We start from the raw sequence: 24,109 nt of genomic DNA on the forward strand, positions 1-24,109 counted from the left end.
TTTCGCGTCAAGGAGTTTTTACAACTTCTTGCTGCGCTTGAATTAAGTGCTTAAAAGGGACTCAATTCAACCTAACTCGTCAGCACGCTTTCGCTGTCTGCCGTGTCAGTGGATGCGCATTATAGGGAGATTGAGAAAGTCCGCAACCCCTATTTTTAAGATAATTGTCATTTTCTCACTGTTCGTTGGATATTTGACCTGACCCGCTAGTTTTTAACCTTTATAATGCTAAAAACCACTCAATTAGGGACTTTTCTATGTCAGGGCCACTCAGAACTTACCAAGGTATTCATCCTCAATTAGGCAATAACGTATATGTAGATGAAGCTTCGGTGCTTGTTGGCGATATTGCGTTAGATACTGATGCCAGTATTTGGCCTATGGTGGCGGCGCGTGGTGATGTTAACCATATTCGTATTGGTAAGCGCTCGAACGTACAAGACGGTAGCATATTACATGTGACGCGTAAGTCAGCTGCTCGTCCCGATGGTCATCCACTGATTATTGGTGATGATGTAACTATTGGTCACAAGGCTATGCTTCACGGTTGCAAAGTCGGTAACCGAGTATTAGTGGGCATGGGCGCGATTATTCTCGACGGTGCGATTTTAGAAGATGATGTGATCTTAGGTGCAGGTTCTTTAGTGCCACCGGGCAAGGTATTACAGAGTGGCTATTTATATGTAGGCAGCCCAGTTAAGCAAGCTCGCCCATTAACGCCTGCCGAAATTGCCTTTTTGCCAGAATCTGCCGACAACTATGTCAGACTGAAAAACGAATACTTAGTTGAGTTACAGAACATCTAATCACTTATAGCTAATCTCTTATAGTTAGTCGCTTAGTGTCACTATAGCTATATAAGAAAGGCGGTAGAGACTCATTGAGTCTCTACCGCCTTTTGCTATTCGCTGATTCAGAAAACTATCTGAGTTCGATAAGTTTAGCCTAAGTGTACTGCCCCAAACTCATCAAACTCTTCGGCTTCAATTAAGTCTTCCGCCATTTCTTCGGCATCAAATCTCACCGCATCAAACAATGCCAGCATAGCGGCGGCTTCATTGGCACTCGGCTGTTCAGAGAAATCATTCAGCTCGGCTAACTTATTCACACTGATATAGCACTTGATGTTCATCCCCTGTGACTGCGCGATAAAGCAGACTCGCTTGTGGGCGTCGTCCCAATATTGCAGTTCGGGAAAAAGAATACTTTGATTCATGCTTCCTACTTAGGCTCGGCCATGAGTTTATCCCTCAAAAGATTTAATACCACTTGAGTGTCGGGCTCAATACCTCGCCATAGGGTAAAACTCTTAGCCGCTTGTCCGACTAACATGCCGAGCCCATCAATAACCTTAGCTGCACCTTGAGATAGCGCCCATTGGTTAAAAGCGGTGACCGAGGCGCCGTACATCATGTCATAACAAACAGTTTGGGTAGTGATGATATGCGCTGGCAAAGTTGGCAACTCGCCCGCAAGACTCGCCGAGGTTGAGTTAATGACGATATCGAACTCGCCCACAAGCTCATTCATTTCTACGGCGGTGACTCTATTTGCGAAAGCACCGTTATCCACCGAAGTAAAGATATCGACCAGAAGCAGTGCCTTAGTGTGAGTGCGATTACTGATGATCAGCTGCGCAATTCCCGCATTTAATAACGGCAGAATACAACCGCGCGCCGCACCACCAGCACCAATAAGTAACACGCGCTTATCTTGCAGGCTGCCTAAGTTAGCGATGAGATCGGCTACCAGCCCTAATCCATCGGTGTTATCACCGCGAATAGTGCCATCGGCCAATAAACTTAAGGTGTTTACCGCGCCGGCAAGCTTGGCCTCTGGGCTGAGACTGTCACACAGCGCAAAAGCTTGCTCCTTAAAAGGCACTGTCACATTCGCGCCCTTGCCGCCCGCATTGAAAAACGCCGTCAGTGAGGCTTCAAAACCATCGACCGGAGCAAGAATGGCTTCATAGGTTAATAACTCTTGGGTGGGCGCGGCAAATTGTCCATGAATGAACGGCGATTTACTGTGGCTAATTGGATTGCCAAACACTGCGTATCTGTCTGTCATAGCGATATTAAATTTTAGGTTCAATGGCTTTGCAGTCTACCGCGCTTTTGAGCCTAGGCAAGACGAATTATGCTCAACTAAATTTCACACTAGGTTTCACGCTATAATGCGCCATCGGCTCAATACTCTATTTTAGTGAACGACTATTCCAATGAACTGGCTTAAAAAGATTTTTAGCAAACACACTCCACCGCAGGATGATCGCGATCCGAGCCAATCTAACGCTTACGACTTAATCGGCGGCGAAAAAGTGATCCGCGCTATCACCAAATGTTTTTATCTGAAGATGGCAAGCTCTGAAGAAACGGCAACACTGCTTGCCATTCATAGAGCGCCAATTGCGGAATCAGAGCAGAAGTTGTTCGAATTTTTAAGTGGTTGGCTCGGCGGACCGCAGCTCTACCAGCAGAAATATGGTCATCCCGCATTGCGAGCACGACACATGCATTTCGCCGTCGATGAGGCGATGCGGGATCAATGGCTGTTTTGTATGAAATTTGCGATTGAAGAAAACATTAATAAGCCAGAGCATCGAGCCGCCATCTTTGAGGCGATTTCAACTCTGGCTGATCATATGCGTAATCAATAAAGTGGACATCGCATCCACTTTTTAAGATTACTGGCTAAACCCAGTCGCGGGGTTTGAGGTAGTTATCGTACAAATCTGCCTCTGGGCTTCCCGCCTCTGGCGTATAAGCATATTGCCAACGCACTAATGGCGGCATCGACATTAAGATAGACTCGGTACGGCCGCCCGTCTGCAGACCAAATAAAGTGCCTCTGTCGTAGACTAAGTTGAACTCAACATAACGACCACGGCGATAGAGTTGGAACTGACGCTCACGCTCACCGAATTCAGTCTCTTTACGACGCTCGACAATCGGCGCATAGGCCGTTAAGAAGCCATTACCTACAGCTTGCATAAAGCTAAAGCTTTGCTCGAATCCTGCTTGATTCAAGTCATCGAAAAACAATCCCCCCACGCCGCGGGTTTCATTACGATGCGGCAGGAAGAAATACTCATCGCACCATTTCTTATACTTGGGATAAACCTCATCCCCGAAAGGCGCGCAAATATTCTTAGAAGTCTGGTGCCACTCGCGCACATCTTCCTCGAAAGGATAATAAGGCGTTAAATCAAAGCCACCACCAAACCACCACACGGGATCGGCGCCCTCTTTTTGAGCAATAAAGAAACGCACATTGGCATGAGTCGTTGGGATATAAGGATTATTAGGATGAATAACTAAAGAAACCCCCATAGCTTCAAAACTACGGCCCGCTAACTCAGGGCGATGCGCCGTAGCCGACACAGGCATAGCAGCGCCAGTCACATGGGAAAAGTTAACCCCAGCTTGCTCGAACACTGCACCTTGGGTTAATACTCGGCTCGTACCACCACCGCCTTCGGCGCGAGTCCATGAATCGGCGGCGAACGTGGCTTGGCCATCCAGCACCTGTAAACCAGCACAAATTCGGTTTTGTAGATCGATTAAAAACGCTTTTACCACTGCAACATCAGGCACACTCATCTTGTTATCCTTATTATTGGTTTGCTCATTGTCCATTTCGTAAAATCTTACCGCTTCGCGCATCGATAATGGTCGAGGGCTGACGTTGCTCTCCGAGTTCACCTAATACGAGTGCATCAATTTTACCTGTAAAATCTGCGAGAATTTCATCGGCAGTTAATGCTGGCTCTTCACCCGCAAGGTTAGCACTGGTCGACACTAAAGGTTTATTGAGCGCGCGGCACAGGGATTGCACTCCAGCATGGGCAGATACTCGCACTGCGATAGAGTCAAATTCACCACAGAGGTATTTTGAAACCTGCGCTTTGATTGGCATTACAAAGGTAAAAGGCCCCGGCCACTTGGAAAATGCAAACTCGAGCTGCTCAGCCGTTAATTGCGATTCATCAACATAAGCTAAAAGCTGCTGAAAATCACTGGCGACTAAGATCAGTCCCTTTTGCCATGGGCGCTGTTTTACAGCCAATAACTTTTGGATAGCGGTGTCATTATCTGGGTCGCAACCTAGGCCATAAACGGCCTCGGTTGGATAAGCGATAACACCACCGTTAAGCACAATATCTTTTATGTCAGATGGGTGCAGCTGCAACATCTTAGGATCACCTTTTGAGTATTGTCGATTTCAACAATCAAATTATTGGATAAATTCGAATACTGACCACCCCATCAGCGGTCAGCCGAGGATTATACGCAAGCCACTTTCATCGGCCAAATATTAAGATGCAGGTCACACAATAAACTAAAGTGGTCTTTTGTATTTACAGCTTTTTTGCGGGCATTCTAAACGCATCCCAGCCGCACCTTTACGCTCGACTAAGATCCCAAAACCACAACTCGGGCAAGCTTCAGCAACCGGAGGATAATTCACAATAAACTTGCACTTAGGGTAAGCACTGCAGGCATAAAAACTCTTTCCGAAGCGACTCGTTCTGTGCTCAAGCTTACCCGCTTTGCATTCAGGGCAAGGAATGTCAGGCTTATCACTCGCTTGATCCTGTTTTTCAATATGCGTGCAGCTAGGATATTGAGTACACCCAATAAAGATCCCAAAGCGCCCAGACTTTACTGCCAGTTCGTGACCGCATTCAGGGCATACAGAACCTTCAATCACTTGAGTTTCAATAGATTCGTGCTGCACTAAGGGTCGAGTGTAATTACAGCGAGGGTAATTATTACAGCCAATAAAACCGCCGTGCTTACTGTGTTTAACCGATAACTCGCTGCCACATTCAGGACAAAGTTCGTATTCTTTTTCCAGTGCGTGTTCGTGGGCACTAAATAATTGTTCATCAATCTTAGACATAATCATTCACCACCTGTCGTAGCGCATTAGGATATCAAGCGCAGTGCCATCAAGGAATTTATGGCATCAAAAAAGGAGGTCTTAGCCTCCTTTCTCTCATAATTCATCTGTCACAACAATTAAGAATGCAGTCGGCCTTCGGGCTGTTCGAAGATCAAATCTTCCATTTGCTCATAAGCGGACTCATGGCCAGGAGCATTAAACAGCACCATTAAGATAACCCATTTGAGATCTTCTAAAATCAGGGTTGGTTCATCCAACTCCATAACTCTATCGATCACCATTTCACGGGTTTCGACATTCAGCACTTTAACTTGCTCTAAAAACAACAAGAAACCGCGGGATTCTACATCCAGCTTGTCCATTTCGTCCTTTGTATAGATACGAAACGAATGCTGATCGTGATTACAAAGATAAGGTTTATCCCCTTCTTGTAATTCAGCTAAGCGCTCCAACCAAGTTAACGCTTTTAAAATCTCGGATTGATGAAATCCGGCACGAGTGAGTTCCTTGGTTAACTCGTCTTCATCAACTAGTAGTTCAACTTCACTGTGAACATAGTTTTCAAATAGATACATGAGGATATCAAACATGGCTAGCTCCTCTTTACTCTGACGTAACCACCGGGTACTGCTATTACCCAACCTTGCAACTCAAGTTCAAGCATTTGTTCTAACACCAGATCTATCGTTTTTCCACTATGTTCAACGACTGCATCAATTGATGTAGTTTCATAACCTACACTAGCTAACAGAGACGAAAATGGCAAATTACAAATCTCGTCTTGCTGTATATGGTGGCATAACTTCAATTCTTCAAGGTGGAAAGCGGTTAAACTTGCCAACTCTTCCACTATATCGGCAGCGGTTTCCACAAGCTTTGCTCCATCACGTAATAAATCATGGCAGCCTTGATGGTAACCCCCTAAGATTGAGCCCGGAACGGCAAACACCTCACGCCCTTGTTCCATCGCCAACCTAGCAGTGATTAAAGAGCCGCTTTTGCGACAGGCTTCAACCACAAGAGTACCTAAAGATAGACCGCTAATAATGCGATTTCGTTTCGGGAAATTACCCGCAAAGGGACCAGTATCGGGCCAAAACTCGCTAAGTATACAGCCTTGCCGCTGAATATCATGATAAAGCTGTCGATGTTTTCGTGGATAAATGATCTCTATGCCCGTTCCTAGTACGGCAATAGTGCGCCCTTGATGGTCAACACAGGCTTTATGGGCCGCCCCATCAATCCCCATCGCCATGCCACTACAGATACCAAATCCCATTGAGGACATCTCAGCAGCCAGTTGATAAGCGACCTGCAATCCGCCTGGAGAAGCATTACGACTGCCAACAATAGCAAGATAAGGAAGGGCTAACGCCTCTAAGCAACCTTTAACGAACAGGACGGCGGGCGGATCTGAGAGTTGTTTTAATAATGGTGGATAAAGCGGATCAGAGAAACAAAGCAGATGATGATCGGCGGCTTGCTGTTGCCATTCGAGGGCGACATCCACTTTTTGATAATCAATAACAAGGCTATGGAGCAGATGATCAGATAAAGGTAGCGCTTGTCTCTCATGCTCTAACCTTTGTCTGAGGTCGTCCACTTCCATGTGCGTTAATAATTGTTGGATCCGAGCGGGTCCTAGCCCAGATACAGCACAAACAACTAACCAATCAACCAAATTTTCAGAGATTATAGACCTCTTAAGGCTAAAGATTCTGGGGCGATTAACTTATCGTCGACACGAACAGGCCGCTCGGTGGAGACAATCAAACCTAAGCTCGCCTTATCAAAAACTTTAAACACTAACAACTTACCATGATAAACATCCGGCATCTTAACTGCACGATCCGAAGAGACTGACGCCATTAGGTTATCATAGGCAGTACGTTCAATTGCAGGAACCGGCATACCATCATTGTTGATAACAATAACCTCACCATCACGGTAAATAGAAAATACCACCCCAGGCTCGACGCCATCCTGAGTGCCTTTATCTAAGTACACGACATTCAACTTACCCGCTTCACGCAAATTTGATTCTGTTGCTAACACTAAAGCTGGTATCTTTAATTCCGCAGGTTTAGGAGTAAAGTAAGCTGACATCAAGGAATCACTTTCCATCGGCAATACTCTGAAGCCCGCTTTGGTTTCGCGAAAGCTCGTTAGCAACTTAATTTTTGAAACCTTACCAGACTCAATCACTTGGCCAGTAGACGACAAAATGGCTTCTTGTCCTAACGCTTCGCCTGACTCTTTATTGAAAAACTCGCGACCGCGTTCGTAAATACCATACTTTTGGTTTATTGGCAGTTCAGCATCAATATAAATCACATCACCCACAATATGGTGACGCGATGGACTTTCACCTGCCAACACCATAGGTTGCTCAGTAAGCCAGTGAGTCTCGATGACCCGATTCTGCACTAAATATTGTTCAATCAAGGCTAAATCAACGGCTGGAATAGCATTACTCTTAGCAATGACACGTCCCTCGGGACTCTTTCTTACATGGGGTTTAGCACTATCAACAGTAGCACCATTACGCACAAGGCGGGGCTGACCATCAATAAATACCAGAGTGAGTTGATCGCCAGGGTAAATAAGGTGGGGATTAGCAATTTGTGGGTTTACATCCCAAAGACTCGGCCATTTCCATGGGTCATTCAGAAACGCGGCGGAGATATCCCAAAGAGTATCGCCCTTTTTCACTACATATGACTCAGGATGCCCCGCCTTAAGCGTCAGGGTATCTGCGGCAACAAACGTGCAATTGAATGTCATTAACGCGAGTAAAATTAACCGTTTCATGGGTATTTCCATGTTGTTTAACTCTTAGTTTGAGCTTTTACTGTTATTGGTAGGCACTAAAGATTAAAATTAACTCATTAGCATCAGTCAGTATAACTAACTGGCAGAGATTTGACAGACTTGTTAAGAGTTTATGTATGACACTATTAAAAGTATTACAATTCCCTGACGAAAGATTACGAACACAAGCCACACCCATCACAGAGTTTAATGCCGAGCTGCAGACTCAAATTGATGATATGTTCGAAACCATGTACCAAGAAAAAGGTATCGGTCTGGCCGCGACCCAAGTTGATTACCATAAACAACTTATTGTCATGGACTTACAGGATGAAGTCGAACGACCAAAAGTGTTTATCAACCCCGAAATTATCGCCAGCAGCGGTGACTTCTGCAATGAAGAAGGTTGCCTGTCGGTTCCGGGGATTTACGCCAAAGTCGATCGCGCCGAATTTGTCACGGTAAAAGCCTTAGACAGGCACGGTAACGAATTTATAGTTGAAGCCGATGAGTTATTTGCCATTTGTATTCAACACGAAATGGATCACCTCAAAGGCAAATTGTTTGTCGATTATTTGTCGCCGCTAAAACGTCAGCGGATCAAACAAAAACTTGAAAAAGCGGCCCGATTGGACGCCAAAGAAGCATAGGATCAGATTTGAAACCACTCAACATCATCTTTGCCGGAACACCGGATTTTGCCGCTCGCCACTTACAAGCACTTTTAAACTCACACCACAATGTGATTGGCGTTTACACTCAGCCCGATAGACCCGCTGGCCGCGGCAAGAAACTGACCGCCAGCCCAGTAAAAGAACTCGCTATCGCCAATAGTATTCCAGTGTTTCAACCCGGCTCATTACGTAAAGAACCCGCGCAACAAGAACTTGCCGCACTCAACGCCGATATCATGGTGGTCGTCGCCTACGGCCTGATCTTGCCAAAAGTCGTGTTAGATACACCGCGTTTAGGTTGTATTAACGTTCATGGTTCTATTTTGCCACGCTGGCGTGGTGCCGCACCGATCCAACGCGCACTTTGGGCCGGCGACAAAGAAACTGGCGTAACCGTTATGCAGATGGATGTGGGTTTAGATACTGGTGACATGCTGCTTAAAACCTATCTGCCAATCGAAGATAACGACACGTCAGCCAGCCTTTACGAGAAACTGGCAGAACAAGGTCCCGTTGCCCTATTGCAAGCACTCGAAGGTTTGGCAAATGGCACCTTAGCCGCTGAAAAACAAGATGAAGCCTTAGCGAACTACGCAGAAAAACTCAGCAAAGAAGAAGCCAGACTCGACTGGAATAAATCCGCTAAACAGTTATGGCAAGAAGTCCGCGCCTTTAATCCTTGGCCTGTGAGTTACTTTGAGCACCAAGGTAACACTATTAAAGTGTGGCAAACCCAAGTCAGCGAAACCAACAGCACAGCTGCTCCGGGCACTATTATCAGCGCCAGCAAAAAAGGCATAGACGTCGCCACCGCTGATGGTGTGTTAACCCTGCTGAGTATGCAGCTTCCGGGGAAAAAGCCGCTCAATGTTGCCGATATTCTCAATGCTCGAGGTGAATGGTTTAGCCCGAATACTCGCCTCGCAAACGAGGCACAATAGTATGAACTTGCGCGCGCTGGCTGCGAAAGCCATCTTCGAAGTATTAGAAAAAGGCGTGTCACTCTCAGTGGCACTGCCCGATCAACAAAAGCACCTTGCCAGCGGCAAAGATAAAGCCCTACTCGCCGAGCTCTGTTACGGCGTGATGCGCACTCTGCCGCAAATAGAGAAACGCATCAGTGAATGCCTAGCGAAACCACTCAAAGGTAAGCAAAGGATTATCCACCAGCTGCTGATCATAGGTTGCTATCAACTGTACTTCACTCGTATTCCAAGCCACGCCGCAATTTCAGAAACCGCCGAAGCCTGTCGCCAATTAAAATTTGAAGGCATGGTCAAAGTGGTTAATGGTGTACTGCGCAATATTCAGCGCCAGCTATCGCCGCTAAGTACTGGATCAGATACCTTAAGCTATAACACACCCGCTTGGTTAATTAAGCGCTTAAAAGAAGCCTATCCCGAGCAGTGGCAAGACATCATTCAACAAAGCCATGAACGCCCGCCCATGTGGCTGCGTAACAATCGCTTATCCCAGAGCCGTACCGAATACCTTGCAGCCTTAGCCGAACTCGACATTGAAGCGAGCGAAGGCAATAGTGCCGATGCCATTCTCTTAGCCCATCCAAAGGATGTCGCCACACTGCCACGCTTCCATGAAGGCGCGGCATCAGTGCAAGATGGCGCGGCACAATGGGCGGCGACCTTACTCGCCCCGCAAGCCAATGAGTTAATACTCGATGCCTGCGCGGCGCCCGGTGGCAAAAGTTGCCATTTACTCGAACTTGAACCGAGCATCAAGTTAGTCGCCGTCGATTTTGATGCCAAACGCCTTGAACGCGTGCAACAGAACCTTGACCGCTTATCATTAAAAGCGGATCTTATCCATGGCGATGCGGCCAATATTGACTCATGGTGGCAAGGTGGGAAATTTGATCGTATCTTATTGGACGCGCCTTGCTCAGCCACAGGAGTGATCCGCCGTCATCCCGATATTAAATGGTTGCGTAAAAACCATGACATCGAAGAGCTGGCACAGCTACAACTGCACATTCTCGATCATTGCTGGAAGTGGCTAAAACCCGGTGGCACGCTACTTTATGCCACTTGCTCGATTTTACCGCAGGAAAACCGCGACCAGATCAGTGCATTTTTAGATAGAACGGCAGATGCTAAGCTAGACATACTCGCCCAGCAAAATTCGCCACAGGATATAGGTTGGCAAATCACGCCAGGACAAGACAATATGGATGGGTTTTATTATGCCCGTTTATTGAAAGCGACTGATTAGGAAGTAAGCAAGGCCATGAAAATTATCATATTAGGTGCGGGTCAAGTTGGGGGAACCTTGGCCGAAAATTTGGTGGGTGAGAACAATGACATCACCATTGTCGATTATGACAAATCCAGATTACGCGCCCTGCAAGATAAATATGACCTTCGCGTCGTAGCGGGCCATGCCGCTCACCCTGATGTGCTCAGAGAAGCGGGCGCAGAAGATGCCGACATGCTTATCGCCGTAACCAATAGTGATGAATGCAATATGGCTGCCTGCCAGATTGCCTATACCCTTTTTGGTACGCCGACTAAAATTGCCCGTATCCGCTCAGAACCCTATTTGGCGATGCGCGATAAACTCTTTATCGACAGTGAAACCAAAAATAGCGATGGTCGTCCCCGTGGCGGCTTCGTGATCGATGAATTAATCGCCCCAGAACAGTTAGTGACCGCTTACATCCAGCGACTCGTAGAATATCCAGGCGCATTGCAAGTGCTTGAATTTGCGGAAGGCCGCTTGAGCCTAGTGGCTGTACGAGCCTATTACGGCGGTCCACTGGTGGGGAATGCATTAGCGGCACTTCGCGAGCATATGCCCAATATTGATACCCGGGTCGCGGCGATCTTCCGCCAAGGCCGCGCTATTATGCCTCGCGGAACGACCATTATCGAAGCCGATGATGAAGTCTTCTTCGTTGCAGACAGTCGCCACATTCGCGCTGTCATGAGCGAAATGCAAAAGCTCGATAACTCCTACCGCAACATTATGATCGCCGGTGGCGGTAACATAGGCCTAGGTTTAGCAAAACGCCTTGAGCGCACCCACTCGGTCAAACTAATTGAGCATAAATTAGAACGTGCAGAAGCATTATCGGAGCAGTTGGAAAATACCACAGTGTTCTGCGGTGATGCCTCAGATCAAGAATTACTGCTCGAAGAACACATAGACCAAACCGACGTATTTATTGCGGTCACCAATGACGACGAAGCCAATATTATGTCCGCCCTGCTAGCAAAACGTATGGGCGCGAAAAAGGTCATGGTGCTTATTCAACGCGAAGCCTATGTGGATATAGTGCAAGAAGCCAACATCGATATTGCAATCTCACCACAACAAGCGACTATTTCGGCACTATTAACTCATATTCGTCAGGGTGATATCTGTAACGTTTACTCTCTACGTCGTGGGGCGGCCGAGGCAATTGAAGCTATCGCCCACGGAGATGCCAGCACTTCTAAAGTCGTTGGCAAAGCCATTGGTGATATTAAGTTGCCACCGGGGACAACGATTGGCGCTATTGTCCGCAATGATGAAGTGCTGATGGCCCACGACAAAACCGTGATAGAGCAAGGAGATCACGTGATCTTGTTCTTAGTGAATAAAAAGTTTGTCGGCGAAGTCGAGAAGCTTTTCCAACCAAGTGCTTTCTTCTTCTAAGAACCTTAGTAAGCCAACTTATGCTGAACTTTAGACCGCTATTGTTTATTTTAGGGCTGTTTTTGTCCATGCTGACAGCTTTCATGCTGATCCCACTGCTCCTCGCCGCATACAAAGGTGAGGAAACTGTGGGCTCTTTTATGGTGTCGGCATTAGTCACAGGCATTAGCTCAAGCCTGTGTTTACACAATGGCCAAAGCAAAAGCATTAACCTCAATATCCGCGATATGTTCCTGCTAACCAGCCTAACGTGGTTGATCGTAAGCCTATTCGCGGCAATGCCATTTACCCTTTATCACGGTATTGGTTATACCGACGCCTTCTTTGAAACCATGTCCGGCATCACGACCACAGGTTCTACTGTACTCTCAGGGTTGGATACTATGGATCACAGTATCTTAATCTGGCGCTCTTTATTGCAATGGCTAGGTGGGATTGGTTTTATCGTAATGGCGGTGGCGATTCTGCCCTTCTTAAACGTTGGCGGGATGCGGCTATTCCGCACTGAATCATCCGATTGGAGCGATAAAGCAGTGCCTCGCACCCAAAGCATGGCTAAGTATTTATTCTTTATATATATTTTACTAACGAGTATCTGCTGTGTTGCCTATCATCTGGCTGGAATGACTTGGTTTCAGGCCATCAATCATGCAATGACCACCCTCTCGACTGGTGGCTACTCGACCTCAGATAGCTCAATGGCGGCGTTCTCCAACTCTGCACACTGGGTTGGGATTTTCTTTATGGCAGCAGGTGGCTTGCCACTGCTCATGTTTGTACAAACCATACAGCAAAGGGATCTACGGATTTGGAACGATGCTCAGGTCAAAGGCTTCTTATTTTTCCTCACATTTGTATCTTGTTCTATTGGCTTCTGGCTGTGGCAAACCCGCGACATTGAGCTTCTAGATGCACTGCGTTTATCCAGCTTTAACGTGGTATCGGTAGTCACCACTACAGGTTATGGCTTAACGGACTACGGTGCTTGGGGCGCCTTTGCCAATATCGCCTTCCTGTTTTTAATGTTTGTCGGTAGTTGCTCTGGTTCCACTTCGGGCGGGATTAAGATCTTCCGTTTTCAAATTGCTGGGGCCATTATGCGCGAGCAATTGAAACAGCAATGTCATCCAAACGGTATCTTTAGGGAACGTTACAACAACCGCATCATCAGTGATGATATCGTGCGCTCTCTGATCACTTTCGTACTGCTGTTTGTGATGGTGATTGTGGGCTTGTCAGTGATTTTAGTGCTCACGGGTCTCGATCCTATGACCAGTTTCACGGGCGCGATTACGGCAGTCACTAACGTGGGCCCTGGTTTAGGCCCGATTATTGGACCTGTAGGTAACTTCTCAACGCTACCCGATGTCGCTAAATGGGCGTTGTCACTCGGCATGCTCCTCGGTCGTTTAGAAATCTTAACCGTGGCGGTGTTGTTTCACCCGAGTTTCTGGAAGTACTAATTCAGTAGAGCTTGAATACTAAAAAGGCGCTTAACTTGTTAAGCGCCTTTTTTATTAAGCTGTTGCAGTAACGTCAGCTAATTCCAACAGATGATCAGCATAGACTTTCACATCTGCCCAGTCAGTATAATCGATAACTGACTTAGGATCAGTTGGACCCTTAGTCATCTTCATAATCAACTGAATCGCCAATCTGTCATACCAAGGCCATGAAGGATAATCCACTTTGCCCGCAATAATTTTAAGATCAGCAGGCGTCCATGGCGATAACGCAATGAACTTTTGCAGATATTTATTATTTGCAGGGATACGTTTTTCAGGATTTCTCGCCACAACATTGACGCAGAAAAAACTGTTTGGCAATGCGCCCAGAGCCTGTGCATGCTGCTCAATAAATTGAAAAACGCTCTTATCATAGGTGCCATAGAGCACGCAGGCACCTAAGGCAACGACATCATAATCAGGCCAATTAATACAAGTCGCAGCAGCACTGTTGATATCGATGAGGTCAACCTTAGCGTCACGAAATCTTAATTGCTCGGCAATTGCACTGGCAATCTTGGCCGTATGGCCACCACGGGTAAAATAAAGTACGAGGACGCGTGTCATAGGCAATTCCCGATCCACTGAGTAATACCACCATTGTGGCAAGGTTACGTTAAATAAACCTCTGATAGGATCACAAATCAGTCGTATCTCATATTCTGAGATGCAAAAATTGAGATCTGCATTGCCGAGCAGTATGATTGCGTAAACACATGTGTTCAATTAGAATTATCTAATCAAAAGCGATAAAGTGAGTGACCTTATGCAAAATGATATAGATGTAGATGCAATGGTAACTAATGCGGAAAGTGCGGCTAAATGGCTCAAGGCCATAGCGAACCCTTATCGCCTAATGATTTTATGTCTATTACTAGACAAAGAGTTGAGCGTAACCGAGCTCAACGCCACAGTGCCATTAAGCCAGTCGGCCCTATCCCAGCATTTAGCCGTATTACGCGCAGAAGATCTCGTGGATACCCGTAAGAGCTCGCAGATTGTTTACTATAAACTCAAGAACGAGCAAGTCACCCAAGTGATTTCGATTCTGCATAGCCGCTACTGCGCAGCCTAACACTGCAAAATTAGCCTAAATTTAAGCCCTAACCTCTTGCAAGTGATTAGGGCTTAATGGTTTTTAATGTTGGCTAAAACGGTTACCGAAGGCATCGACTTTTGCCCAATCGGTAAACTCAAAAGTGCCAGTGATATCCGTTGGCCCTTTAGTCAACCACATGATAAAACGTATCATGGTCCGGTCGAAGAAACCGTATTTAGGGTAATCAATCTTGCCCGCAAACACTTCTAACAGCTGGGGTTGCCACAGTGAAAGCTTGAGAAACTTTTGCATATAAGGATTGGTTTCAGGCGTATTTTTTAAGGGTTTGCGCGCCACTACGTTAACGGTAAAAAAACCATTAATCTTAGTATCTAGCACTGCATGGTGGCGGTTCACATACTGATAAAGCTCTGGTCTATGTTTACCATAGCGAATACTGGCACCAATCAGCACTTTATCAAAATCCACTAAGCTCAACGCTTCCGCCTGCTCTAATGTGACGAGCGAAACCTGCTCTCCCGCCTGTTCAGCAATCGTCTTCATTTTTTGGCAAATTGCCAATGTTTGGCCATCTATCGTCGAATAGATTATTAACGTCTGCATGATTAATTCTTCCAAAAAGTTGGCGTAAACAAAATCAGTAAGGTAAATACTTCGAGGCGACCAAACAGCATAGCCACGACCAATACCCACTTAGCTCCATCACCAATGCTGGCATAATTGCTCGCGACCTCACCTAAACCTGGACCTAAGTTGTTTAAGCATGCCGCCGTGGCACTAAAAGCCGTAATATCATCTAATCCCATCGCCATGAGTGCAAGCATACAAATCACAAACACCAGCGCATAGGCAGAAAAGAATCCCCAAACAGCATCAACCACGCGGTCGGGTAAGGCTTTAGAGCCAATCCTAATCGAAAACATTGCCTTAGGGTGAACGAGTCGTTTCAATTCACGTGAACCCTGTAGCAGCAGTAAAATTACTCGAATGACCTTAATCCCACCCGCAGTTGAGCCACCACAGCCACCGATAAAACTCGAAAACATTAATAGTATGGGTAAAAATAATGGCCACAGATGGAAGCTATCAGTGCCAAATCCAGCCGTAGTGGCAACTGAAACTGCCTGAAATAAAGCATGATCTAAGGTTTCTTCTGGCGAATCATAAATACCAGAACGATAAAGCGTGAAGAAACAAATCGCTGTGAGAATAAGTTGAATCGCCACCAGCATCTTAAATTCAGCATCTTTAAAATAGACTCTAACGTTAATCCCACGTCGTGAAAATGCCGCAAAATGCACGCTAAAGTTAACCGCAGAAACAATTAAAAAGAACACACAAATAAGATTAATAGTAGGACTATCGAAATAGCCCATACTGGCATCGTGGGTCGAAAAACCTCCGATGGCTATGGTCGAAAATGAATGACAAATGGCGTCAAAAATACTCATGCCCGCCCACCAATAAGCCGTCGCGCAGGAAATCGTTAGCAGTAAATAGATATACCACAGTGCTTTAGCGGTTTCGGCTATCCGTGGGGTCATCTTACTGTCTTTCACTGGCCCCGGAATTTCTGCGCGATAAAGCTGCATTCCTCCCACACCGAGCACAGGTAAAATAGCCACAGCGAGCACAATAATCCCCATGCCGCCAAGCCATTGCAGCATATGGCGGTAAAACAAAATGGCCTTAGGTAAAAAATCGAGCCCGACAATGACAGTGGCTCCGGTGGTGGTTAACGCAGAAAAAGATTCAAAGAAGCTGTCTGTCCAGCTTAAGTCTGGCTGACTCGAAAAGATAAACGGCAAGGCACCAATAGAACCCAGTACAGTCCAGAACAGCACGACAATCAGGAAGCCCTCTCGCGTACGCAATTCTTCTTTGCAGTGGCGGTTCGGATACCAGAGCCAAAAACCAATAAATAGGCTAACAAAAAATGCCTGCATAAACGCCGTGCCGCCGCCATCGTTATACCAAACAGCGATCAGTGCTGGTGGCAGCATAGTGATTGAAAATAAACCAATCAGCAGGCCTATGATTCTAATTATGGTTTTATATTGCATTACGCGAGTTCAATTATTCCATTGGCTGTAAAGGTATTTTCAGCATTTGGGCTATTTTGGCATAATTTACGCAGGCATCACAGCTCAAACTCGGGCCTCAAACTTCCTTGACTCAGTGTCGCCAGCGACTCACAAAGCCATGCCTGTTGCTCTCGCCCTATCTCAAACACAATATCGACCGCTGCGGCAAATTGCTTATCAATGATCACGGCATCCACTTGCTGTAATAGATGCTCGACATCGCGCAGCTGCGCATAATCACAATGCAACTTGGCGGGATACCGTAACTGTTTGAGTTGCGTCGGTAATTGAATCAAGCCTTGCCTTAAGCCCGACGTATAAGCCCGAACGAGTCCACCTACGCCTAGCTTAGTACCGCCATAGTAACGCACGACAACAGCGCCAACTTCGCCAATATGTGCCCCTTGCAACACAGCTAACATAGGGCGGCCTGCACTGCCAGCGGGCTCACCGTCATCACTCGAACCAATCAAGACGCTATCATCCGGTGCGCCAGCAACAAAAGCTGAGCAATAGTGGCTTGCGCCGGGATAGTCACGCTTTATGTCAGTAAGTACTAACTTTAATTTATCGACACTATCGCAATGAAAGAGAAAAGAGATAAAGCGACTATGCTTTATCTCTTCTTCAATGACGATTTCATCACAGGGAACGTTATAACTTTCGAGCACGAATTCGCCCTAATCTATTTTCAAACATCAATCGGCTAAGCCGAGCTCACGGGTCATGTTCTCGTTTCTATCTTGATGCACTATGACGTTATCTTCGATACGAATACCGCCAAAAGGCCTTAACTCATCAACCGTTTGCCAATTGATCTGTTGGCCACGACTATCTTGTTTAAGCTCATTGAGCAAAGTATCTATGATGTATAACCCAGGTTCCATAGTCAGCACTTGGTTTGGCGCTAAAATGCGGGTGCAACGTAGGAATGGATGGGCCTCGGGCGCCGCGATATGGGTACCGCGCTCATCGTGGGAGAAGCCACCCACGTCATGTACTTGTAAACCTAACATATGGCCTAAACCATGGGGGAAGAAAGCACTGGTAATGCCTTGATCAACCAAACCTTGGGCATCACCCGTGGCTAAATCAAAATCCAATAGCATTTGCGCGACTTTAGCGTGAGTCGCTAAGTGTAAATCAGGATAACGCACGCCGGGGCGCATCATGTCGATGAGTTCAAGCTGCGCCTTATTCATCGCAGCGATCAACTCATCAAAACGATTCTTCTCGAATGCATAGGTTCTAGTGATATCAGACGCATAACCAAAGTAGCTCGCGCCCGCATCGATAAGAAAAGACAAACGTTTCGCAGGGCTTTGATGCTCGAGCGCGGTGTAATGCAAAATCGCCGCATTTTGATTAAGAGCGATAATATTGCCGTAGGGCACTTCATTTTCGCTCTGACCCACGGCAGATAAATAATGCTGTTGGATCTCAAACTCACTCGCACCGTTATAAAACGCATTTTTAGCCGCCAAATGTCCCTGCACCGCAATTTGGTTGGCGCGGCGCATACATTCCAGCTCATATTCAGTTTTAGTGGTTCTGTGGTAATGCAAATAGCTCATCACAGCATCGGGATTGCGACTGGTAAAACCCAGCACTTCGGCTACATCTAAATGCTCACCCAAATAAGCCCAATTAACTGTGTCTTTAGGTAACAGCTCAGCAACCTTATCGGCCTTAGTTAACAGCTTAATATCAAAATGCTCGGTCCAGAACATATCCGGCACATCGGATACTTTGTGCCAAAAATCCACAGGACGATAAAAAATCAGCTGCGGCTTATCGCGACCATTGACGACTAACCAGCAATTCGGATTATCCAACACAGGCAACCATGCCTTGAAGTGCGGGTTTGCTTTAAAGGGATAATTGATATCATCCAAAAACATCCGATGCGGTTGACCCGAATGGATCACTAAACCAGACAAAGCTTCTCGAGACAAAATCTCTGCGACTCGGCGGTTTAACTCGGCAATATGGGCACGATAGTGATGAGCCAACTGATCCATTTGTCATCTCCTGCAATGAATAAAAGTTAATATTATGAGCCAAACTTGCCCACATAATCTTAATCTGATCATGAACAACAGATTCAATCAAAACGTTAAACTGTCACTCAATCTAAAATACATGGCTGCTGAATAAAGAAAATTAAAGCGATAACATCATGATTATTTTTAATAATTCTATTCAACCCTAGCATGGCTACAGCGTTTAAACGTCTAAGGAAAACAGCCACAAATACCTATTTATCCGCAAAGTGATTTAACACATTCTAGGTGTTCTACACTCTGTGCAGTGTATCACAAAGGTGAAAAATCACTCTAGCCGACAAGAAATTAAACAGTCGTTTAAATTGGGTGTTGTAATTTATCGAATTTCGAAGCACACTGGCACACAACTGGTCAAATGATGGCCGAAGCTGCTGTGAGATAGAGAGTCGTACTAGCACCAACACATAATGGTGGGTATCACTTTTAAGCCAAAAGGAAGCAAGCAATGATCTACCAAAGTCCTACAATTCAAGTTGAGTTACTCGAGGATAATATTGCCAAGCTGTGCTTTAACGCACCCGGTTCGGTGAACAAATTCGACAGAGAAACCCTCGCTTCGCTCGATGCCGCATTAGACAGCATCAAGCAAAATTCCAATATCAAAGCGTTAGTGCTGACCTCAAGTAAAGATACCTTTATTGTGGGTGCCGACATTACCGAATTTTTAGGCCTATTTGCACAGGATGATGCCGTACTGCTCTCTTGGGTTGAACAAGCCAACGCTGTCTTCAACAAACTCGAAGACTTACCTTTCCCAACAGCATCTGCAATCAAAGGCTTTGCCTTAGGTGGCGGCTGTGAAACCATTCTGGCAACGGATTTTCGTATCGCAGATACCACAGCCAAAATCGGTTTACCTGAAACTAAACTCGGCATCATCCCAGGCTTTGGCGGCACAGTTCGTCTGCCACGTGTGATTGGTGCAGATAACGCACTTGAATGGATCACCACAGGTAACGACCAACGCGCTGAAGATGCACTGAAAGTCGGTGCTGTGGATGCTGTGGTTGCGCCAGAAGCATTAGAAGCGGCTGCGATTCAAATGCTCAAAGATGCTGTTGCTGAAAAGTTGGATTGGCAAGCGCGTCGTAACCGCAAGCTGTCTGCACTAACACTGCCAAAACTTGAAGCTATGATGTCATTCACCACAGCTAAAGGCATGGTGTTTGCTGTTGCGGGTAAACACTACCCTGCACCAATGGCCGCAGTAAGCGTGATTGAGCAAGCATCGACTAAAGGCCGCACCGAAGCACTCCAAATCGAGCATCAAGCCTTTATCAAACTGGCTAAAACTGACGTAGCTAAAGCGCTTATCGGTATCTTCCTTAATGATCAATTCGTTAAAGGCAAAGCGAAAAAAGCGGGTAAGTTAGCCAAAGAAGTGAAAAACGCTGCCGTATTAGGTGCTGGCATTATGGGCGGCGGTATCGCCTACCAAAGCGCCAGTAAAGGCACACCGATTGTCATGAAAGACATTGCCCAGCCAGCATTAGATTTAGGCCTCAATGAAGCCGCCAAACTGCTGTCTGCCCAAGTTGCTCGTGGCCGTTCAACGCCAGAAAAAATGGCCAAAGTGCTGAACAACATCACGCCTTCATTAGATTATGCTGCGCTCAAACACAGTGATGTCGTCGTTGAAGCCGTTGTTGAACATCCAAAAATTAAAGCACAGGTTTTAGCCGAAGTTGAAGGCTATGTGAGTGAAGATGCAATTATCGCGTCAAACACCTCAACGATTTCAATCAACGTGCTCGCTAAGAGCATGAAGAAACCTGAGCGTTTCTGCGGTATGCATTTCTTCAACCCAGTACACAAAATGCCGTTGGTAGAAGTTATCCGTGGCGAGCACAGCTCTGAAGAAACCATCGCCTCTGTTGTGGCTTACGCCAGCAAAATGGGCAAGACCCCAATCGTGGTTAACGATTGCCCAGGCTTCTTCGTTAACCGCGTACTCTTCCCTTACTTTGCAGGCTTTAACGGCTTACTTGCCGAAGGTGGCGACTTTGCTGCAATCGACAAGGTAATGGAAAAACAATTCGGTTGGCCAATGGGCCCTGCTTACCTGCTCGACGTAGTGGGTTTAGACACAGGTCATCACGCCCAAGCCGTTATGGCTGAAGGTTTCCCTGATCGAATGGGTAAATCAGGCACTGATGCGATTGATGTGATGTTTGAGAACAAACGTCTTGGCCAGAAAAATGGCAAAGGTTTCTATGTCTATTCAGTCGATAGCCGTGGTAAACCGAAGAAAGATGTCGATCCAACGAGCTACGGCCTATTGAAAGATGCCTTTGGCGAGTTAAAAACCTTTGAAGCCGATGACATTATTGCCCGTACTATGATCCCTATGATCATCGAAACCGTGCGCTGTTTAGAAGAAGGTATTGTCGCATCGCCTGCCGAAGCGGATATGGGCCTAGTTTATGGCTTAGGTTTCCCACCATTCAGAGGCGGCGTGTTCCGTTACTTGGATACCATGGGTGTCGCAAACTTTGTAGCCTTAGCAGACAAATATGCTCACTTGGGCGGTCTGTATCAAGTCACAGATGCGATGCGTACATTAGCAGCCAATAACGGTAGCTACTACCAAGCCTAATTAGCGGGAAAGGAATTTAATCATGAAACAAGCTGTTATCGTAGACTGCATCCGTACTCCGATGGGCCGCTCAAAGGCTGGCGTATTTCGTAATGTGCGTGCAGAAACTCTGTCTGCCGAATTGATGAAAGGTCTGTTGCTGCGTAATCCGCAACTCGACCCAAACCTAATTGAAGACGTGATTTGGGGTTGTGTGCAACAAACCCTAGAGCAAGGCTTCAACATTGCCCGTAATGCTTCACTATTAGCCGGCATTCCAAAAACCGCTGGCGCTGTGACGGTTAACCGCCTGTGTGGCTCATCAATGGATGCTATCCATCAAGCGGCGCGTGCGATTATGACAGGCATGGGCGACACCTTTATTATCGGTGGCGTAGAACATATGGGCCATGTGCCTATGAGCCATGGTGTCGACTTCCACCCAGGTCTTGCTAATAACGTGGCAAAAGCCTCTGGCATGATGGGGTTAACAGCTGAAATGCTGGGTAAGCTGCACGGTATTACCCGTGAACAGCAAGATGCTTTTGCAGTACGTTCTCATCAACGTGCTTATGCTGCGACGATTGAAGGCCGTTTTGCCAAGGAAATCTATGGCATTGAAGGTCACGATGCTAACGGTGCCTTAATTAAAGTCCTGCAAGACGAAGTGATCCGCCCAGAAACGACTATGGAATCTCTAGCAGCACTGCGTCCGGTATTTGATCCAGTTAACGGTACTGTCACTGCGGGTACTTCTTCTGCACTGTCTGATGGCGCTTCAGCCATGTTAATCATGGAAGAATCTAAAGCGCGCGCACTTGGCTTACCAATTCGTGCACGTATTCGCTCTATGGCGGTTGCGGGTTGTGATGCGGCTATCATGGGTTACGGCCCCGTGCCAGCCACGCAAAAAGCGCTGGCTCGTGCCGGTATCACAGTTGCCGATTTAGATGTGATTGAACTGAACGAAGCGTTTGCAGCTCAGTCTTTACCTTGTGTAAAAGATTTAGGCTTAGCGGATGTGGTTGATGACAAAATCAACCTCAACGGCGGTGCGATTGCACTAGGTCACCCACTGGGTTGTTCAGGTGCGCGTATCTCTACGACGCTGATCAACTTGATGGAAGACAAAGACGCGACCTTAGGTTTAGCGACCATGTGTATTGGTTTAGGCCAAGGTATCGCAACCGTGTTCGAACGCGTTTAATTCGTTAATCAAATAATCATCAAAGCCGGAACTTGTTCCGGCTTTTTTATGCCAAATCTTCTGCCATCGTAAATATTAATATTTCTCATTTCTTCTGCTGTTCATTTGAAAATCAGTCCGTTATCGACTTAACTACAAGGGCATTACTGGCTATTGTGGACGACAACAGGCAAGCAATCATCAGCCAAATCTAGGCAGTGTAGTGCAAGGATGCAATTCGTTGTTTTACCAGAGGAATGCCAGATGCTACAAACGGAACAGACCCTTTTCGAACAAATGCGGATCACTGAGCTGGAGATCGAGTCTCGTAAGGCACTCTTCTCTTTTACTGGGGCGGACGTAAAGGCCCTGCAATCCTTTAAGCCCATCATTGAAGAAAACATAGATAAAATCGTCGACGACTTTTACGGCTTACAAACCAGTGTGTCAGAAATTGCGCTCTTGATTGGAGACTCAGACACCCTTGCCCGCCTGCGTACCGCACAGAGAAGATATGTGCTTGATTTATTTAATGGTGTTTATGATCTTGAGTACGTAAACAATCGCCTACGGATTGGTTTAGTCCATAAACGCATTGGTGTTGAGCCCAAACTTTACCTGTCTGCGGTACACACACTCAAGGAGTTGATCTATGCCGTGATCAACGGCTCAGTACAAGATGTACGTCAAGCCGAACGTATTCGAGCCGCAATTGATAAACTCGTGCTGTTTGATGTCACACTAGTATTCGATACTTATATTCGCAGTTTAGTCTCAGAGATTGAGAACGCTAAAGATAAGGCCGAGAAATATGCCCAAAGCATGGAAAGCAAAGTCAAAGAGCGGACCCAGCAGTTAGAAGAACTCTCGCAAACCGATCCCTTAACAGGTTTGCTCAACGTAAGGCACTTACAAGAAACCGCAACTCGCATACTCAGAGCAGCCCAAAGACGCGCCGAGCCTGTATGTGTCATCTACTTAGATGTAGATGATTTTAAATTATTTAATGACACTCAAGGCCATAGATCAGGTGATGAAGTACTTTGTGCTGTCGCAAAAGCGATTAAAGAAACCACTCGTGCTGAAGATCAATGTTTTCGATATGGTGGAGATGAGTTCTGTATCATCATGCCTAACTGCCGTGAGGAACAAGCTCGCGAGAATTTCATCACTCGGTTTAATCAAAAAATAAAACTCAGTCTAAACAATATTTCCTTAAGCTTTGGCATTACAGATACTGGCCCCTATGAATATGAAGAAGCCAATAGCTTAATTCATAAAGCCGATCAAAAAATGTATAGCTACAAACGGGCGTCCAAATTGCAGCAACAAACTATGGCGGCAGCAAATGATTTAGCACCAGAGAATAGTACAGCTGTCATCCATCCAATCTCTCAATCTCAAAGCGCTGCTGATAAAGCCGTTGAGTAATGTTAATTACTATCAGCCATAAGTTTGTTCCACGTGGAACATTTTATCTCTAGCTTTGGTAACGACAAAAAGCACACCAATCAAACCACATCACAAATTGAGACCACCAACTTGGTTTATCATGGGGGCTGGAGTAACATTAGCTAATTCTGCTT

At 46.2% G+C, this 24,109-nt stretch carries 24 protein-coding genes; 11 read left to right on the top strand and 13 right to left on the bottom strand.

Going from position 1 to position 24,109, the window contains the following annotated elements; genetic code table 11:
• Positions 1-257: 257 nt before the first annotated feature.
• Positions 258-806: a gamma carbonic anhydrase family protein gene (locus HGO26_RS20535; RefSeq protein ID WP_168827558.1), complete on the top strand. Its 549-nt coding sequence runs from the start codon at positions 258-260 to the stop codon at positions 804-806.
• Positions 807-940: 134 nt separating this feature from the next.
• Here the strand turns inward: HGO26_RS20535 and HGO26_RS20540 are convergent, their stop codons facing one another.
• Positions 941-1,216, bottom strand: a complete 276-nt coding sequence (locus tag HGO26_RS20540) for a DUF1488 family protein (protein ID WP_113941387.1) — start codon at positions 1,214-1,216, stop codon at positions 941-943.
• Positions 1,217-1,221: 5 nt separating this feature from the next.
• Positions 1,222-2,070 carry a shikimate dehydrogenase gene (aroE, locus tag HGO26_RS20545; protein ID WP_168827637.1) on the bottom strand — a complete coding sequence of 283 codons (849 nt, stop codon included), beginning with the start codon at positions 2,068-2,070 and terminating at the stop codon, positions 1,222-1,224.
• 151 nt (positions 2,071-2,221) lie between these two features.
• Between aroE and HGO26_RS20550 the strand changes: the two genes are divergently transcribed.
• Positions 2,222-2,659 carry a group II truncated hemoglobin gene (locus HGO26_RS20550; RefSeq protein ID WP_168827560.1) on the top strand — a complete coding sequence of 146 codons (438 nt, stop codon included), beginning with the start codon at positions 2,222-2,224 and terminating at the stop codon, positions 2,657-2,659.
• Between the two features lie 34 nt (positions 2,660-2,693).
• Here HGO26_RS20550 and hemF read toward each other — a convergent pair whose 3' ends face one another.
• The 6 genes from hemF to HGO26_RS20580 form a co-directional block, all read right to left on the bottom strand.
• Positions 2,694-3,602 carry an oxygen-dependent coproporphyrinogen oxidase gene (gene hemF, locus HGO26_RS20555; RefSeq protein ID WP_168827562.1) on the bottom strand — a complete coding sequence of 303 codons (909 nt, stop codon included), beginning with the start codon at positions 3,600-3,602 and terminating at the stop codon, positions 2,694-2,696.
• Between the two features lie 25 nt (positions 3,603-3,627).
• Entirely contained in the window at positions 3,628-4,194 is a 567-nt protein-coding gene (gene tsaC, locus HGO26_RS20560) for an L-threonylcarbamoyladenylate synthase type 1 TsaC (protein WP_168827564.1), read from the bottom strand.
• Between the two features lie 147 nt (positions 4,195-4,341).
• Complete coding sequence (locus HGO26_RS20565) at positions 4,342-4,905, bottom strand: DNA topoisomerase family protein (protein ID WP_168827566.1); 564 nt, start codon at positions 4,903-4,905, stop codon at positions 4,342-4,344.
• 119 nt (positions 4,906-5,024) lie between these two features.
• Positions 5,025-5,498, bottom strand: coding sequence for a DUF494 family protein (locus HGO26_RS20570; protein ID WP_006083793.1), 474 nt, complete (start codon positions 5,496-5,498; stop codon positions 5,025-5,027).
• Between the two features lie 2 nt (positions 5,499-5,500).
• Entirely contained in the window at positions 5,501-6,517 is a 1,017-nt protein-coding gene (dprA, locus tag HGO26_RS20575; RefSeq protein WP_168827568.1) for a DNA-processing protein DprA, read from the bottom strand.
• Positions 6,518-6,600: 83 nt separating this feature from the next.
• On the bottom strand, positions 6,601-7,731 hold the full coding sequence (locus HGO26_RS20580) for a LysM peptidoglycan-binding domain-containing protein (protein ID WP_168827570.1): 1,131 nt from the start codon (positions 7,729-7,731) through the stop codon (positions 6,601-6,603).
• A 125-nt stretch (positions 7,732-7,856) separates the two neighbouring features.
• Between HGO26_RS20580 and def the strand changes: the two genes are divergently transcribed.
• Genes def through HGO26_RS20605 form a run of 5 tightly spaced genes read left to right on the top strand, consistent with a single transcriptional unit; the run spans position 7,857 to position 13,510 of the window.
• The gene (gene def / locus HGO26_RS20585) at positions 7,857-8,369 is read left to right on the top strand and encodes a peptide deformylase (RefSeq protein ID WP_206766142.1); all 513 of its coding nucleotides are present in this window, start codon (positions 7,857-7,859) and stop codon (positions 8,367-8,369) included.
• An 8-nt stretch (positions 8,370-8,377) separates the two neighbouring features.
• Positions 8,378-9,334, top strand: coding sequence for a methionyl-tRNA formyltransferase (fmt, locus tag HGO26_RS20590; RefSeq protein ID WP_168827573.1), 957 nt, complete (start codon positions 8,378-8,380; stop codon positions 9,332-9,334).
• A gap of 1 nt (position 9,335) precedes the next feature.
• On the top strand, positions 9,336-10,622 hold the full coding sequence (gene rsmB, locus HGO26_RS20595; RefSeq protein WP_168827575.1) for a 16S rRNA (cytosine(967)-C(5))-methyltransferase RsmB: 1,287 nt from the start codon (positions 9,336-9,338) through the stop codon (positions 10,620-10,622).
• Positions 10,623-10,637: 15 nt separating this feature from the next.
• Positions 10,638-12,047, top strand: a complete 1,410-nt coding sequence (gene trkA / locus HGO26_RS20600) for a Trk system potassium transporter TrkA (protein ID WP_105250826.1) — start codon at positions 10,638-10,640, stop codon at positions 12,045-12,047.
• A gap of 20 nt (positions 12,048-12,067) precedes the next feature.
• Complete coding sequence (locus HGO26_RS20605; protein ID WP_113941395.1) at positions 12,068-13,510, top strand: TrkH family potassium uptake protein; 1,443 nt, start codon at positions 12,068-12,070, stop codon at positions 13,508-13,510.
• A gap of 54 nt (positions 13,511-13,564) precedes the next feature.
• On the opposite strand, the gene hemG (HGO26_RS20610) is transcribed toward HGO26_RS20605, so the two are convergent.
• A complete protein-coding gene (gene hemG, locus HGO26_RS20610; RefSeq protein ID WP_105250824.1) occupies positions 13,565-14,119 on the bottom strand; it encodes a menaquinone-dependent protoporphyrinogen IX dehydrogenase in 555 nt (184 codons plus the stop codon).
• A gap of 199 nt (positions 14,120-14,318) precedes the next feature.
• On the opposite strand from hemG (HGO26_RS20610), the gene HGO26_RS20615 reads away from it, so the two are divergent.
• On the top strand, positions 14,319-14,627 hold the full coding sequence (locus tag HGO26_RS20615; protein WP_105250823.1) for an ArsR/SmtB family transcription factor: 309 nt from the start codon (positions 14,319-14,321) through the stop codon (positions 14,625-14,627).
• A gap of 63 nt (positions 14,628-14,690) precedes the next feature.
• On the opposite strand, the gene hemG (HGO26_RS20620) is transcribed toward HGO26_RS20615, so the two are convergent.
• From hemG (HGO26_RS20620) to pepQ, 4 genes are all read right to left on the bottom strand, one after another.
• A complete protein-coding gene (gene hemG, locus HGO26_RS20620) occupies positions 14,691-15,215 on the bottom strand; it encodes a menaquinone-dependent protoporphyrinogen IX dehydrogenase (protein ID WP_168827577.1) in 525 nt (174 codons plus the stop codon).
• Positions 15,216-15,217: 2 nt separating this feature from the next.
• Positions 15,218-16,675 (bottom strand): TrkH family potassium uptake protein, encoded by a 1,458-nt coding sequence (locus tag HGO26_RS20625; RefSeq protein WP_105250821.1) that lies wholly within the window; start codon positions 16,673-16,675, stop codon positions 15,218-15,220.
• Positions 16,676-16,752: 77 nt separating this feature from the next.
• The gene (locus tag HGO26_RS20630; protein ID WP_168827579.1) at positions 16,753-17,367 is read right to left on the bottom strand and encodes a YigZ family protein; all 615 of its coding nucleotides are present in this window, start codon (positions 17,365-17,367) and stop codon (positions 16,753-16,755) included.
• 27 nt (positions 17,368-17,394) lie between these two features.
• On the bottom strand, positions 17,395-18,717 hold the full coding sequence (gene pepQ / locus HGO26_RS20635; protein WP_113941399.1) for a Xaa-Pro dipeptidase: 1,323 nt from the start codon (positions 18,715-18,717) through the stop codon (positions 17,395-17,397).
• 490 nt (positions 18,718-19,207) lie between these two features.
• Between pepQ and fadB the strand changes: the two genes are divergently transcribed.
• The 3 genes from fadB to HGO26_RS20650 all read left to right on the top strand — a co-directional run bounded on the left by fadB (position 19,208) and on the right by HGO26_RS20650 (position 23,954).
• On the top strand, positions 19,208-21,358 hold the full coding sequence (fadB, locus tag HGO26_RS20640) for a fatty acid oxidation complex subunit alpha FadB (protein ID WP_168827581.1): 2,151 nt from the start codon (positions 19,208-19,210) through the stop codon (positions 21,356-21,358).
• Positions 21,359-21,380: 22 nt separating this feature from the next.
• Positions 21,381-22,544, top strand: a complete 1,164-nt coding sequence (gene fadA, locus HGO26_RS20645; RefSeq protein ID WP_014609502.1) for an acetyl-CoA C-acyltransferase FadA — start codon at positions 21,381-21,383, stop codon at positions 22,542-22,544.
• A 243-nt stretch (positions 22,545-22,787) separates the two neighbouring features.
• Complete coding sequence (locus HGO26_RS20650) at positions 22,788-23,954, top strand: diguanylate cyclase domain-containing protein (protein ID WP_168827593.1); 1,167 nt, start codon at positions 22,788-22,790, stop codon at positions 23,952-23,954.
• The last annotated feature ends 155 nt before the right edge of the window (positions 23,955-24,109 follow it).

The organism is Shewanella oncorhynchi (assembly GCF_012584455.1).
GTDB lineage: Bacteria > Pseudomonadota > Gammaproteobacteria > Enterobacterales > Shewanellaceae > Shewanella > Shewanella oncorhynchi.

Coding starts and splice junctions, on each gene's coding strand:
- HGO26_RS20565 (WP_168827566.1), bottom strand. CDS start 4,905: ATGTCTAAGATTGATGAACAATTATTTAGTGCCCACGAACACGCACTG.
- HGO26_RS20540 (WP_113941387.1), bottom strand. CDS start 1,216: ATGAATCAAAGTATTCTTTTTCCCGAACTGCAATATTGGGACGACGCC.
- pepQ (WP_113941399.1), bottom strand. CDS start 18,717: ATGGATCAGTTGGCTCATCACTATCGTGCCCATATTGCCGAGTTAAAC.
- HGO26_RS20605 (WP_113941395.1), top strand. CDS start 12,068: ATGCTGAACTTTAGACCGCTATTGTTTATTTTAGGGCTGTTTTTGTCC.
- aroE (WP_168827637.1), bottom strand. CDS start 2,070: ATGACAGACAGATACGCAGTGTTTGGCAATCCAATTAGCCACAGTAAA.
- HGO26_RS20535 (WP_168827558.1), top strand. CDS start 258: ATGTCAGGGCCACTCAGAACTTACCAAGGTATTCATCCTCAATTAGGC.
- fadA (WP_014609502.1), top strand. CDS start 21,381: ATGAAACAAGCTGTTATCGTAGACTGCATCCGTACTCCGATGGGCCGC.
- rsmB (WP_168827575.1), top strand. CDS start 9,336: ATGAACTTGCGCGCGCTGGCTGCGAAAGCCATCTTCGAAGTATTAGAA.
- fadB (WP_168827581.1), top strand. CDS start 19,208: ATGATCTACCAAAGTCCTACAATTCAAGTTGAGTTACTCGAGGATAAT.
- HGO26_RS20550 (WP_168827560.1), top strand. CDS start 2,222: ATGAACTGGCTTAAAAAGATTTTTAGCAAACACACTCCACCGCAGGAT.
- trkA (WP_105250826.1), top strand. CDS start 10,638: ATGAAAATTATCATATTAGGTGCGGGTCAAGTTGGGGGAACCTTGGCC.
- hemG (WP_105250824.1), bottom strand. CDS start 14,119: ATGACACGCGTCCTCGTACTTTATTTTACCCGTGGTGGCCATACGGCC.
- HGO26_RS20615 (WP_105250823.1), top strand. CDS start 14,319: ATGCAAAATGATATAGATGTAGATGCAATGGTAACTAATGCGGAAAGT.
- HGO26_RS20570 (WP_006083793.1), bottom strand. CDS start 5,498: ATGTTTGATATCCTCATGTATCTATTTGAAAACTATGTTCACAGTGAA.
- tsaC (WP_168827564.1), bottom strand. CDS start 4,194: ATGTTGCAGCTGCACCCATCTGACATAAAAGATATTGTGCTTAACGGT.
- HGO26_RS20580 (WP_168827570.1), bottom strand. CDS start 7,731: ATGGAAATACCCATGAAACGGTTAATTTTACTCGCGTTAATGACATTC.
- hemG (WP_168827577.1), bottom strand. CDS start 15,215: ATGCAGACGTTAATAATCTATTCGACGATAGATGGCCAAACATTGGCA.
- def (WP_206766142.1), top strand. CDS start 7,857: ATGACACTATTAAAAGTATTACAATTCCCTGACGAAAGATTACGAACA.
- HGO26_RS20650 (WP_168827593.1), top strand. CDS start 22,788: ATGCTACAAACGGAACAGACCCTTTTCGAACAAATGCGGATCACTGAG.
- dprA (WP_168827568.1), bottom strand. CDS start 6,517: ATGGAAGTGGACGACCTCAGACAAAGGTTAGAGCATGAGAGACAAGCG.
- hemF (WP_168827562.1), bottom strand. CDS start 3,602: ATGAGTGTGCCTGATGTTGCAGTGGTAAAAGCGTTTTTAATCGATCTA.
- HGO26_RS20625 (WP_105250821.1), bottom strand. CDS start 16,675: ATGCAATATAAAACCATAATTAGAATCATAGGCCTGCTGATTGGTTTA.